8 protein-coding genes are annotated in these 13579 nt (G+C 66.1%); all 8 read right to left on the reverse strand.

The features are described 5' to 3' along the window. Window positions 1–553: 553 nt before the first annotated feature. Entirely contained in the window at window positions 554–4609 is a 4056-nt protein-coding gene (locus tag C2L80_RS06485; protein WP_129589909.1) for an MBG domain-containing protein, read from the reverse strand. Window positions 4610–4828: 219 nt separating this feature from the next. After that, complete coding sequence (locus C2L80_RS06490) at window positions 4829–5431, reverse strand: twin-arginine translocation signal domain-containing protein (RefSeq protein WP_087198215.1); 603 nt, start codon at window positions 5429–5431, stop codon at window positions 4829–4831. Between the two features lie 342 nt (window positions 5432–5773). Continuing rightward, complete coding sequence (locus tag C2L80_RS06495) at window positions 5774–6898, reverse strand: sulfate/molybdate ABC transporter ATP-binding protein (protein ID WP_087198213.1); 1125 nt, start codon at window positions 6896–6898, stop codon at window positions 5774–5776. Between the two features lie 9 nt (window positions 6899–6907). Beyond that, on the reverse strand, window positions 6908–8419 hold the full coding sequence (gene modB / locus C2L80_RS06500) for a molybdate ABC transporter permease subunit (protein ID WP_087198212.1): 1512 nt from the start codon (window positions 8417–8419) through the stop codon (window positions 6908–6910). A gap of 125 nt (window positions 8420–8544) precedes the next feature. Next, a complete protein-coding gene (locus C2L80_RS06505; RefSeq protein WP_087198211.1) occupies window positions 8545–9450 on the reverse strand; it encodes a molybdate ABC transporter substrate-binding protein in 906 nt (301 codons plus the stop codon). 297 nt (window positions 9451–9747) lie between these two features. Further along, complete coding sequence (locus C2L80_RS14570) at window positions 9748–11454, reverse strand: ABC transporter ATP-binding protein (RefSeq protein WP_275668739.1); 1707 nt, start codon at window positions 11452–11454, stop codon at window positions 9748–9750. Window positions 11455–11470: 16 nt separating this feature from the next. After that, window positions 11471–12559, reverse strand: coding sequence for an ABC transporter permease (locus C2L80_RS06520; RefSeq protein ID WP_239938758.1), 1089 nt, complete (start codon window positions 12557–12559; stop codon window positions 11471–11473). Continuing rightward, complete coding sequence (locus C2L80_RS06525; protein ID WP_092197692.1) at window positions 12552–13544, reverse strand: ABC transporter permease; 993 nt, start codon at window positions 13542–13544, stop codon at window positions 12552–12554. The genes C2L80_RS06520 and C2L80_RS06525 overlap by 8 nt, the downstream gene beginning before the upstream one ends. Window positions 13545–13579 lie beyond the last annotated feature (35 nt).

Below are 13579 nucleotides of genomic sequence, written 5' to 3' on the forward strand. Positions count from 1 at the left end.
TCGGCCGCCTCGGTCAGGCTGAACCCCGCCGCGACGGCCTCCACGGCGAGCTCCCTGGTCTCCAACGGGTACATGCGGACTCCAATCCGGACACCGGAGTGTCCAACTTTTTGTCCGCACCCCCTTTACGCTTTGCGAACATTTGCCTAGAAAGAAGCCCCCGCGCCCATCCAACCTTCAGCGCGATTCTCTTTATCGCTGAAAATCATTTTTGCGGGGTTTTCACCTCCGGAGAAGAGCCCACCTGCGAAAACGATAGACTCGAAGCGGGTTTCTCTTTATCACTTCTTTATCATCCAGCCCGTCCAGCCGCCGACGCGAGCCCCAACCCGAACCCCCATCCTCGTCCAACTCCCCAAATAAAATCCGTCCAACTCGCTAATTCAAAACGGTCCAACTCGCTCAGTTAGCGCCTGGAACAGGAGTTATGAGGACGAAAAAAGGGGGAGGCCCCGAAGGGCCTCCCCCTTGGCGAGCCGAAGTCGGCTGGCCGTGCTTACCTCGCGGCCTTCTTGCCAACTCGCGGTCGCCTTGCCAGCTCGCGGCCGTCTTGCTAGCTCGCGATCTTCTTGCGGTTGCGGTAGGCCAGGGTTCCGGCCACGGCGCCGCCCGCCACGGCGGCCCCGCCCACGAAGCCCACGGCCACGGCCAGCGCCGGGTTCTGGGACAGCGCCTCCACGGCAGCCTCCGCGCCGTTCTTGGTCGTGCCCTTGCGCGACGAGCCGGATCCGCGCGTCGCGTTAGGCGAAGACGCCGAACCGTCCTCCAACGCCGACAAAGCCTCCGCTTCGGCCGCAGCCTCGTCGGCCACGCCGTCCATGCCGCTCAGCGCCGCCAGCGCCTCGGCGGGCAGGGTGCCGCCGCCGGAGTTCGGCACGCCGGTGAAGTTCATCTGGAACGTGGCATTCCACGTGAAGTCCCGCTGCCCGTTGAAGATGCCGCCCGCGATGGTCATCGCCAAGTCTCCGATGTGCACGCTGGCGCTGCAGCTCTTGGTCACCACGGTGTCGGAGCCCCGCAGCACGCCCAGATCCACGGTGATGCTGCTCAGGCCGCCGCCCGAGCTGCTGGAATCCACGATGTTCAGCCCGGAGATCGACTTCACCGACATGATGCGCGACTGGATGACGATGGGCACCGTCACCTGCGCGCGGCCCGAGGAATCCACCCGCAGCGTCGCGTTCTTCTGCACGGGATCCTTCGGCGGGAACGCGCTGTTCGTGATGTGCGGGTTCAGCGGCAGCCCCGTGGTGGCCTTGTCGAACCAGATGTTGGCCGACACCGTGTACGTGCCCGCCGCCAGCAGCCCGTCGTCGGTCACCGAAACCTGCCCGTTGGCCGCGCCGCCCGAGCCGGAGCCCGAGCCGGAACCCGAGCCGCCGCCCGAGCCCGAGCCGCCACCGGTGCTCCCGCCAGGGTTGTCGCCCCCGCCGGTGTTGCCGCCGGGATTGTCCCCGCCGCCGGTGTTGTCGCCCCCGTCGTTCGGATTCGTCGGGTCGAGGGCGGGAACCTCCGTGGAATCGCTCACCCTCTCCAAATCCGAGTAGTCGACCTCCAGCTTCAAGGCGGTGTCGCCGCTCGGCCTGATATCCGCGTCCAAAGGCGTCGCGTACAGATGGCTGCCGGTGAAGACGTAGGTCGCCACGCCCTCTTCCAAACCGTCGGTCAGCTCTGCCGACATCTTGTGAATGCGCCCGGGATAGCCGTCGTCGGCGCCCGCGCCGTCGGGAGCATACCTTCCCGTCGGATATTCGTCCAAGCTGTACGGCGTCGTCCACTCCACCTGCACGTTGCTCAGCTCTTCGCACACGCCCAAATCCTGCGTGGTGAACACGGGGTTCTTGATGGGCAGCACCAGCGTCCTCGTGCCGTCCTCGCCCACGACGAGCGTCGCGTTCATGCTCTTCGGCGAGGAGGGCACGCCGCCGCCCACTTCGGCCGGATCGTTTTCATCGTATTTCCCGAAAGGATTGTCCGGGCTGTTCGCATACACCGTCAACCCCGCGATCAGCGGGTTGTACTCTCCCGGCATGCTCAGATTCGCCGTGATGGCGTACGTGCCCGGCGTAAGCTTCTCGGCTTTCGTCACTTTCAGCAAACCGGGAAGGTAGGAGAACGAGTAATTGGCAGCGCTGCCGCCTTCGGGCACCAACTCGTACTCTCGCCCTTCCTCAATGCGCTCGGGCGCGGAAACCGTGGGAGCCACGTAATCCTTTGCGGTTTCAGCTGTCTCTCCGTTGACGAATCCGGAAACCAGGACTTCGAGCGCAGGTTTTCTGTTCTCGGGAATCTCTTCGCCCGCGTACGCAGCCGTCAGCTCGGCTTTCTCGATGGTGTACTGCAAGGGAACGGTTTCGCTTCCCCCGTCAGCCCACACGTATCCGTCCTTGGGTGTGGCCAGCACCGTATACGTTCCAGCGTCGACGGCAGAGGCCTCGCCCGTCAGATCGTATCCTTCGCCTTGCTCGACGCCGGTCTGCTCTTGCCCGTTGTAAACGAGATCGGACGCCGCAAGGGGTTTCTCGATAGGCTGGGGAGCCTCGTCGGCAACGACGATGTACCCGATGGGCGTTGTCTCGCTCTGCGGCCCGCCCGTGTTCCCCTCTGCCCCCGAAGCCGCATTGAACAGTGGGAGAACGGGGTTCTCAAAGCCCGTGCTCTCCTTGGTCAGGTAAACCAAAGCGCGATTCTGCTCAAAACTCGCATCGATCTTCTTGACGGAAGTGATGCCCGACCCCACCGTGCCGTAAGCGTAGTACACGACCGAGGAGCCGCTGCTTATCGGGACGGACATCCAAGCGGGGTTTCTCTCCGATAGAAAACTGTAGTTGTCTCCGAAGGGCGTTACGGGAGCGCCCATCATCAACTCGATAGACCATCCGGCGCTGTACATTCCCGATATCGCAGGGTTCTCGATGTCTTCGAGTTCGCCGATCAAATCCAAAGCAGACTGCGTCGCCGAGGAATCGGCGGCATCGGAGTAATAGTATGCGAAATAATCCTTGTACCAATCGAGGTACATGGCACCCTGATCTTCGGTTCCTCCCATGATGACGCCATCGAACTTGCCATCCGTCGCATATCCGAACGACACGCCCGTCGAGAGATCCGACGACACGTACGACCATGCCCATTCCTCGACGGATTGGCCGGCGTCCACGAGAACAAAGTACCCCAGCTTCGACACGTCGAACGACAGTGCGCCATCCTGGAAAGAGACGTCCAGATCGCCGAGAATCGCGCCGTCGAAAGAGAATGCTTTGGAACCGTCTGCCGAAGCGGGAATGCCCACCCGCACCTCCGCGCCGCCTTCAAAGGAAACGGCCTCCCCGTTCGCCACAAGTTGAACGGAATACAGGGCGAACGCTGGGCTCTCCCGGTATTTCTGAGCCAAGGAAGCCTTGACGCTCTCGTACGCAGAACCGCTTTCGATCTTTCCTACGGAAAGTTGGGCTGTCTCCAAAACGGGAATGAGATCAGATCCCTCTTCGGCGGCGACGCGAACGGACACCCCCGTCGATTCGTCGGTGAAAGTTTTCTCATAATCCCCTTCGATATGGCGAACCGCGTTTGCCAAGTCGACATCGACGTCAAGATCGTTGGAAAGCCTGCCGTTGTCCGGATCGCTCGTGCCCAGCGTGGTGGCGTACTCCTTGCAGTTTTCAAGCACGTAAACGCCGCTCAAGTCCTTCAGCTGCAAGGTCAACTGAGAAATGCGCGTGCTGATGCCCGCATTTGCAAGCCCTTGATTGTACTCCTCATCGCCGTCTTTCTGCTCGATCGGAGAGGTTTCGTAATCGAGGACCGTTATCGTCGAGCCGTCTCCAACCTGCTGAATCGTAAAGACCGGATTCACCAGATCGACCGTGAGCACGCACGAACCATCGGAGTCCACCACAAGCGTGGCGTTGTTGGTCTTGGGCATATTGGGGATGCCGCCGGCACCGCCGATGCTTTCGGGATTGAGGGGGTTGGTCGTGTATCCGCGCACTCCCGGAATGGGGGTCATCATGGACACGTTGGCGCTTACGGTGTACGTTCCCTCCGCAAGGCTTTCGACCGAGGAATGGATGCGGTCGGATTCCGCATCCCGAGGAGAAGCGGACATGAGCAGCGCAAGGCTTTCAGGCGCCCCCTGCTCGTCCTCGCCAAGACCGTCGTCGGCTTCCGGCGATTGCTCGACCACGGCGTCCTGCGCATCCGTCCGCTCGTTGCGATCTCGCTCGTCTGCCTTCTTGGCCGAACCCGAAGGCTCAACCCCCTGTTCGACCTCATCCGAAGCCCCTTCGCAGGCTTGGCCCTCTTGCGCCCCGCAAGAAGATCCGCCGTTTTCAGAATCGCCCTCGACCTCGCCAGATGTCGAGCTCTCTCCACCCGCAACGGCATCCCCCTCAACGGGCGACGCCTCTTCCCCGGTGGATTCAGCTTCATTGCTTCGAGCGTCGTCGTCTAGCGAGTTCCCCTGCTCGAACGAGGCAGATGCATCTTGGTTGGATTCGTCGGCATAGGCGATAACCGGTATTTGGCCGAACGCCAAAACACCCGACAGAAAAACAGCGAGGGCAAGCCGTTTGACGTCAAGGGCTCTCGATGTAGTTTTAGATTGCACGATCACACTTCTTTCATCAGATCGAAGAGAATTCGATGGCGTTGCCGCAACGATCAGATCCTGCCAGCTTCCATCTTCCGAACGTATGGGGAAACCAGCTAGAAAGAGCGACGTCCCGAGGGTGGAAACGCGGCGCTTCCACCCTCGGGCATGCAGTCGCTCAATGCTTATTCGAGCCGTTCGGCCATTCTGCCACCGCTCCCGCCTCGAACAACATCCCTACAGCTCGGCGATGAGGTGCAGATCCCAATCCTTGTCGCCCTTGTAAAGAGGGAACGTAGCGTACTCCTTGCACGGGCTGAACGTGGCGATGGCAGCGCCGCCGGCGAAGTTCGTCACATCGAACGTGATGGAGGTTATGCGCTGCTCATAGGGAGTGGACCATGAATTGGGAGCGGTCCAATCCCCCATGGCGACATCGACAACGGAAACGGAGCCGTCCGTGGAGACGTCGGAGATGGAAAGGGCACCGAAGGTGTCGTTGACGATGGGCACCGTCAGCAGCTTCTTCCCATCGGCAGTGACTTCGAGGGTCGCATTCCCCTCGACAGGAGAGGTGGGCATGTTGAAGGGCGGGTTGCCGTCATTGGTGAGGTAGGCGTTCTTCTTGATGGGCGTGTCCGCTTTGTCAACGTACACGTTGCCCGTCACCGTGCGAGTCTCGACGACATCGGCCCGTCCGGAAGCGGATTGCGCCGCAAAGGCTTTGCCCGCGCCGACGTTCGGCAGCACGCTGCCGGCGGCGGCGACGGCGATCGTCGCACCGGCGGCGGCTTTGAAGAAGTCGCGACGGGACAGGTTGGTTGTTTGCAGTTTGCTCACAGCAAACTCCTTTCTTGGGACGCGCCTTCCGAAGGCGTCACCCCTCTCTGGAATTAACTCGAGCTAACATTTACCGCAAAAAACCGGGCTTGTCTGTTGCTATGGTCACCTTTATCTAACTTTTCAGATTTTTTCTTGGCATTGGCGGCTTTTTTGGCATTGGCGGCCCTATCGACCGTATCCCGCCCGTCCAGCGAACCGCCCTCACACCAGCCCGCCGCTCCACACTCGCCCGAGGACGCGACCACATCCCACCGAAAAGCGCCACCCCGCCGTCCGGCGGGCCGTCCTCGCACCGGCCCGCCGATCCGCGCCCGTGCGCCCACGTCCCCGCAGCCCCCCCTACTTCGACACGAGGTACAGCTTGTCGGGCGGTATGCGGATCCACAGCTCCTCTCCCTCGCGCGGCAGCTCTTCGGGCGCCGCGGCCAGCTTGTCGACGCGCCAGAACAGGTGCTGGTGGAGGTACTTCATCTCGTCGTCGGTGCGCGCGACCGCCGGCGCGGCGCTCGCATCGCGGTCGAGGAAGCCCAGAAGCGCCGTGCGCTCGAAGCGCGAATCGCTCACGCGGTCCACGCGCACGCGATAGCAGTTCTCGCCGGGTCCGTCGGCGCGCTCGAGGTAGAACGCGCGCACGCCGAGCGTCTTCACATCCGCAGGGACCTCCTCGCGCGTCTGCGCCTCGATGCCCCACTTCGGCAGCCGCACGCGCCGCTCGCCCACACGCTCGGCCGGCGTGGCGTTCTTGCAGCCCGACAGCTTGATGCCCGCCGTCGACTGCGGGCGGTTCACAAGGTCCTCCCCCGTGCCCGTCTCCATGATGCGCCCGGCCTCCACCACCGCGATGCGGTCGCAGAAGCGCAACGCCTCGTCGATGTCGTGGCTCACGTAGAGCACCGTGCCACGGTAGGCGTCGAACAGGCTCACCAGGTTCTGCTCGAGCACGCTCTTCAAATGCGCGTCGAGGGCCGAGAACGGCTCGTCGAGCATGAGGATGCCCGGTCGCGCCGCCAGCATGCGCGCGAGCGCCACGCGCTGCTGCTGCCCGCCGGAGAGCTGCGCCGGATAGCGCTTGCCGAACCCCTCCAGGCCGAAACGCCTGAGCTCGGCCGCCACGCGCTCGTCGCGCTCGTCCTTCGGCACGTCGCGGCCGATGCCCGCGCCCACGTTGTCGGCCACCGTGAGGTTCGGGAACAGCATGTAGTTCTGAAACAGAAGCGCCGTCTTGCGCTGTTGAGGCTTCAGGTTCACCTTCGGCTTCGACCCCGCCGCGCGATCGAAGAACACCGTCCCGTTCACGACGATGCGGCCCGCGTCGGGCGTCTCGATGCCGGCGATGCAGCGCAGGGTGAGGCTCTTGCCGCAGCCCGACGCGCCCAGAAACCCGAGCGTCTCGTCCCCGGCCTTGAACGACACGTCGAGGGTGAAATCCGAGAACCGCTTCTCGATGTCCACTTCCAAGCTCATGCGAACCCCCTAGCCCTCGGTCTTCTTGCGGTACTTCGTCGTGCGGCTGCTCCACAGGTTGATGAACAGGATGACCACGAAGCTGAACCCGATGATGACGGCCGTCCAGAACCACGCCACGCCATCGTTGCCGTTCATCCACTCGAAGTAGATGGCGATGGGGATGGTGCGCGTGACGCCCAGGTAGTTGCCCGCCAAGAACAGCGTCGCGCCGAACTCGCCGAGCGCGCGGGCGAACGCGAGCACCGTGCCCGCCGCGATGGAGCTCCACGACAGCGGCAGCATGAGCCGCAGGAATATCCGCGCGTTGCTCCACCCCAGCGTGCGCGCCGCGTCCAGCATGTTGGGGTCGAGGTTCTCGAACGCGCCGAGCGCGCTGCGGTACATGAGGGGAAACGCCACCACCACGGCGGCGATCACCGTGGCCGGCCAGCTGAAGATGAGCGGGAACCCGATGTCGATGAAGAACTGGCCGAACGCCGTGTTGCGCCCGCACAGCCACAGAAGCACGAAGCCGCACACCGTGGGCGGCAGCACCATGGGGATGGTGAACACGCTGTCGAGGACGTTTTTGGTCCGCTGCGACACGTGCAGACAGAAGTACGCCGCCAAAAGCCCCAGCACGAAGATGATGACGATGGCCACGCCGGTAGTCTTGAGCGTCACCCACAAGGGGCTCCAGTCGAGCGTGCGCAGAAACTCGGCGGCCGCGTCCAAACCCGTCGGCGCCGCGACGATCTCCACGTCGCCGGGCGCGACGAGCCGCCCGAAGTCGGCAAAGGAGGGCTTCGCGTAGTTCGGGTTCTCGGAATCTGTGAGGTCGGAGCCGTCCGCGCCGATGACGAACGCGTACACGTTGCCGTCCACCACCTGGTCGAACTCGAAGCGGATCGCGCCCACCTCGCAGACAGGGTCGCTCGTGAAGCGCCACGTCTCCACGTCGGAGAGCGCAAGCGAACCCGCCGCCTGCCCGGCGTCGAGGGCGACGAGGCACAGGCGCAGCGCCTCTTGGTCGGCGGGGTCGTTCGCGTCGAAGCCGAGCCTTTGGGCCTGAGCGGCGGGCACGTAGACCACCGCGCAGCCGTCGACCGCGACCGCTTGCACGAAGGCTCCCTCCTCCTTGCCCACCAGATACGAGTAGCCGCGGTACGCGCCGCCCACCTCGCGGTTCGTCCCTTTCTGGGCGCGTGAGAAGTCGCCGATGGCGAACGCGGCGCCCTCGATGAGCGCGGCGTCGCCGTCCTTGGACACCTCCACGCCCGCAGCCTGCGCCCCGGCCTCGTCGGCCGCCTCGCCCGCCGCAACCGCGCCGCCCTCGCCGCCCGCGGCCACATCGGCAGCCGCGTCCCCGTCGGATTCGCCTCCCGCATCCCCGCGCGCGCCCGCGGCCGCCGCCGTGCGCGGGGCGTCGACGTCGCCCAGCGCGTCTTCGGCGAACGCCTGCGGTGCCGTCGCCGGAAGCCCCCCGAGCGTAAGCGCGCCCGCAAGCGCGCACGCAACGACCAGCCTTCTCGTCCGCATCGCTTCCCCTCCTCGCATCTCGTCTTCCAACGCGCGCGGGGAGGACGGGCCGAAACGCCCGTCCTCCCCGTCATCGCCTCAACCGTCCTGAAAACGGACGCCCCGCCAAGACGCCCTGGACGGGCCTACGCCAGCTCGAAGCCCCAGTTCTGCCAGATCTCCTGGGCCTTCTCGCTCGTCAGGCACCAATCGAGGAACTCCTGCGTCTCCTCGGGATGCTCGCTGATCGAGGTCACCGCACCGGGATAGACGATGTTCTTGTGCGTGTCGCCGGGGACCGTGCCCACGATCTCCACGCCGCCGAAGCGGTACACGTCGGAGGCGTAGACGAACGCCACGTCCACGTCGCCGGACTGGGCGTGCTTGCACACGTTGCCCACGGAGGTGTCGAGCACGGGGCTGTAGCCCTCGGCGAACGTGCCGCCCTTGCCGGAGATGTCCTTGCCGGTCTTGCCTTCCTCGTCGGCGCCGGGGACGTACACGCCCACGGTGGAGAGAGCCTGGCAGGCGTAGTTGCCGGCCGGCACGGACTCGTCGCCCACGCAGAAGGTGTAGGTGCCGTCGGCGATGTCCTCAAGCGCGACGTCGGAGAGGCCGGAGCCCTCCTTCGCGACGATCACGAGGTCGTTCACGAACATGTCGACGCGCGTGGCGGCATCGGTGTAGCCCTCTTCCTCGGCCGTGTCCATGGAGCCCTTCGACGCCGAGATCAGAAGGTCGGCGTAGGAGCCGGCGCCCAGCATCTCGTTCAGCTCGCCGGAGGACTTGTACTGCGTGTCGGTGAATGACACGTTCTCATGGCCGTCGGCGATGTAGGCGGCCTGGACCTCCTCCATGGCCTTCGACAGCGAGTTGGCCGCGAACACCTGCAGCTCCACGGCCTCCTTCGGCTCGGACTGCTGCTCCTGGGCGGGCTGCTGCGGCTCCTCGGCCTTCTGCTCGGTGCCCGAGCAGCCTGCGAGCGCGAACGCCCCTGCCAGGGCGAACGCGCACACGGCGACAAGCATGCCGCGCATATGCTTCTTCTTCATGGATCCCCTTCTTTCCGCTGTGCCTTGTTTGTGTCCAAACCGTCAGGCACCCCTCGCGAAGGCGCCGGCTGGTCTGCCCATATTATTCTGTTTTCGAAATATAGTCAACCAGAAATATGAAGGACACAGCCGGGAAACGACCAGGACGCAGTCGGTGGAAGAGGGCGCGAATCCCAAACGGCGCGCAAGGCGGCATCAAGCCGCAAATCCGTCGCACGCCCCCATCACGATCGCTCGCCTTTCGCAACCGTTCTTGCACCAAAGCCTCGCGTGCGATCCGAACGCGGTGCGCGCAGGTCAGCCGTCCAGGGCGTCCAGGCGCACCACGCGGGTGGCGATGCGGTCGACGAGCGCCGGCGAATGCGATACGAACACAAGGCCGATGCCGCGGCGATCGACCTCATCCGCAAGGAAACGCCAGATCTGGGCTTGCGTGACGGCGTCGAGCATAGTCGATATCTCGTCGGCCACGAGGTAGCACGGGTTCGCGGCCAACGCGCGGGCGATGCAGAAGCGCTGCAACTCGCCCCCCGACAGCTCATGCGGGTACCGCCGCAGCCATTCCCGCCGAATGCCCAGGTCGTCGAGCATCCGCTCGGACACGTCTCCCGCCTCCTCCAGCGTCCGCGCCATGCGCATGCGCGGGTCGACGGCCTTCTCGGGATGTTGGAAAACGAGCTGCACGGGGCATGCGCCGCGCTTCGGCAGCGGCACGCCGTCCGCGAGGACGCTTCCCGCCTGGGGGCGCTCGTAACCGGCGAGCAGGCGGCAGAGCGTCGTCTTGCCGAAGCCAGAGGGCGCGCTCAGGGCCACGCGCTCGCCAGGCCGCACGGCCATGTTGAAACCGCGGTACAGGGGAGCAGACGCGCCGGGATGCGCATAGGTGACGTCGCGCGCCTCGAGCGCGCGACCCGCCTCCTTTCCGGACGCGCGCCGCCGACGAGAAGGCGGGCGGCGCGCGTCCGCATCCTGCGGCGAGCAGCGCAAGACGGCCCCCGTATCGGGCGCTGGGGCCCCCGCAGCCCCCGGCGCCGATTCATCCGCCGGAACCCCCGACGCGCAGCCCGACGCCATCGCGGCCGCCCCGAGCGCTTCCGGCTCCCCCGCCGCGAAACCATGCTCGGGAAGCGCGTGCCACAGCGCACGGCTGAACGGGTGCGCCAGCAGGTCGGGGCAGGCAAAGCTCGCAACCGCCGTCTCCTCGATGACGGTGCCGTCCTTGAACACCGCCACACGGTCGGCCGCGCGCAGCGCGAGCTCGATGTCGTGGGTGACGAGCAGCACGCCGCCGCCCGCGTCCGCGAAAGCGCGGAAGTCTTCGAGCGCGCGCACGGCCAGATCGAGGTCGAGGCCGGGCGTGGGCTCGTCTGCGACGATGATGCGCGGGTCGTCCATGAGCGCGCAGCACAGAAGCACGCGGCGCGCCATGCCGCCCGACAGCTGATGGGGATAAAGGCCCGCCGTCTCCTCGTCCAGACCGTAGCGCGCGAACAGCTCCCTGCGGCGCGCTCGGCGCGCGGAGGGCGAAACGCCGGACCGGGCGAACCCCTCCACCTGCCGGCCCACCTTCATGAGCGGGTCGAGGTGGTTCACGCTTTGCGGCACGAGCGAGATGCCGCGCCCGCGCAGGCGCGAAAGCGACGCGGCGTCCTGCCGCACGCCGTCGAACCAGATGCGGCCGCGCACGACGGCATTCGACTCGAACAGCCCGAAGACGGCATCGACCAGAAGCGTCTTGCCCGAGCCCGACGCGCCCACCACCGCCACGATCTCGCCGGCGTGCACCGAAATGCTCATGTCCTCGATGACGGGCACGACGCGCCGCTTCGCCCGGAAGAACGGCGCGTCCTCGTCGTACATGCGAAAGCCCACCTCAAGCCCCTCTACCTGCAGCAAGTGGTGACCGCCCTCGTGACGCGATCCCGCAGCGTGCGTGTGGCGATGGTGCGTTTGCGCGTCCCTATGGCACGTGCGCTCATGCTGCTCTTCGGCCATGTCGTCCATCTCGCCTCCCTCCACCTTATTCCTGCGCGCTATGCGGGTCGACGAGCTTGCGCAGGCTCGACCCCGCCCCGTCGAACAAGAGCACGCACGCGATGAGCGCAAGGCCCGGAAACACCGCGAGCCACCACATGCCGGCCGAGAGGTAGCCCATCGATTCGCTGAGGATCACGCCGATGGCCGGCTGCTCGGGCGGCAGGCCGAAGCCGAGGAACGTGATGGCGGCCTCGTGCAGGATGGCGTGGGGGAACAGCAGGATGAGCCCCACGATGAACTGAGGCAGCACGTAGGGCAGCATGTGCCTCGTAGCGATGCGCACCGGCCCCTGCCCCAGCTTGCGCGCGGTGGCCACGAACGCGGACTGCCTGCACTGCAGGATCTCGGCGCGGACGACGCGCGCGAGGCTCGGCCAGTGCGTGACGGCCACGCCGACGGTGACGCCGAGCGCGCCCTTTCCGAGCGCGAACGAGACGAGAATGAGCAGCACGATGTGCGGCACGCCCATCACCAGGTCGATGAGCCAGGTGACCGCCGCATCGACCCGCCTGCCCCCGAGCGCGGCCGCAGCGCCCAGAACGAGCGCGATCGCCGCCGACACCCCGGCCGCCAAAAGCCCCACGAGCACGCTCGTGGACAGGCCCGCCAGCGTGCGCAGGAGCATGTCGCGCCCCATCCAATCGGTGCCGAAGGGGTGCGCCCAGCTGGGAGCGAGGTTCTTCTGCGAGAAATCCGTAGCCGTGGCCGCGTCGGCGACGAGCGCTCCGGACACCACGACGGCCGAAAGCGCCGCCACGGCGAGCGCCAGGGCGGCCAGCGTGAGCGCGCGGTTGCCCATCCGCGCCGCGCGCGGACGGTGCAGCACCTCGGCACGCGAGCCGAAGAGCGAGGGAGCCGAAGGCGAGGGGGCGGCGGCGGGCGTCGCGACGCGGGAGCCCTCGGCCGCGGCGGCCGCGCCGTCCCCGGTCGAGGCGGCCCGAATCCCGGAGGAATCCCCCGACGGCGCGATGCGGGGCGCGCCGTCGCCCTCGCAAGCAGCAGCCCAACCGTCTTCTCGAACGCGACCGAAAGACCCTGCGCGGCGAGCTCGCGCGAACGGCTTCTCACGCATGAGCTCCGCTCCCTTCGCCGCGACGGATGCGCGGATCGACCGCGCCGTACAGCACGTTCGCCACGAGGTTGCCGCCGAACACGAACGCCGCCGACAGCACGGCGATGCCCGCGAGCAGCGCCACGTCGCCGCCGAGGCCCGCCGTCACGGCCGCCTGTCCGAGGCCCGGATACGAGAACACCTGCTCCACGAGCACCGACCCGCCGAAGATCTCCGAGATGGACGCGAACTGCAGCGTGAGCGCCGGCAGTGCGAGGTTGCGCAGACCGTGATGGCGCAGCGCGCCCCATGTGCCGAGGCCTCGCGCACGGGCGAAGCGCACGTAGTCGCTTTCCAGCACGTCGATGGTCTTCTCGCGTGTGTGCAGCGCGATGTTCGCCACCCCCGTCACCGACAGCGTGAGCGCCGGCAGCGCGAGGTGGCGCAGCGCGTCGGCCAGCGTCACGTCGGACGCCGCCACGCCAATGGGCACCGAGAACCCGAACGGGAACCATCCGAGCCATACCGAGAACACGATAAGGAACACGAGCCCCAGCCAGAACGTGGGCACCGAGGCCAGAAGGAAGCAGTAGCCTTTCACGACGCGATCGACGAGGCGCCCCCGGTTCGCGCCGGCGAGGATGCCGAGCGCGAAGCCCAGAACGCCGCTCGCCACCCAGGCCGTGGCCATGAGCGCGAGCGAGTTGAGCGCGCGGGCGGCGATGACGTCGGCCACCGGCGCGTTGTAGCGCAGCGACGTGCCGAGGTCGCCTTGCGCAGCGGCCGCAAGCCAGCTGGCGTAGCGCTCCCACAGAGGTGTGTTCGCACCCCAGTACTCGGCCAGCTGGGCGCGCTTGGCCTCGCTCATGTTGACATAGGCCGCCTGCCCCACGTTCGCCTGCACCGGATCGATGGGAGATACGCTCACCAGCACGAACGTCACCAGGCTCACCGCCAGCATGAGCAGGACGAACTTGACTATGTTACGGGCGATGAAACGAAGCATGGACGATACCGCAACCTCACTTTTCCAACGATGCC

Origin of the sequence: Rubneribacter badeniensis (assembly GCF_002899695.1) — a bacterium.
GTDB classification, from domain to species: Bacteria; Actinomycetota; Coriobacteriia; order Coriobacteriales; family Eggerthellaceae; genus Rubneribacter; species Rubneribacter badeniensis.

What these genes read in the sequence shown, in the direction of transcription:
- C2L80_RS06495 (WP_087198213.1), bottom strand. Translation starts at nt 6,898, where the DNA reads ATGAGCTTGGAAGTGGACATCGAGAAGCGGTTCTCGGATTTCACCCTC.
- modB (WP_087198212.1), bottom strand. Translation starts at nt 8,419, where the DNA reads ATGCGGACGAGAAGGCTGGTCGTTGCGTGCGCGCTTGCGGGCGCGCTT.
- C2L80_RS06505 (WP_087198211.1), bottom strand. Translation starts at nt 9,450, where the DNA reads ATGAAGAAGAAGCATATGCGCGGCATGCTTGTCGCCGTGTGCGCGTTC.
- C2L80_RS14570 (WP_275668739.1), bottom strand. Translation starts at nt 11,454, where the DNA reads ATGGACGACATGGCCGAAGAGCAGCATGAGCGCACGTGCCATAGGGAC.
- C2L80_RS06520 (WP_239938758.1), bottom strand. Translation starts at nt 12,559, where the DNA reads ATGCGTGAGAAGCCGTTCGCGCGAGCTCGCCGCGCAGGGTCTTTCGGT.
- C2L80_RS06525 (WP_092197692.1), bottom strand. Translation starts at nt 13,544, where the DNA reads ATGCTTCGTTTCATCGCCCGTAACATAGTCAAGTTCGTCCTGCTCATG.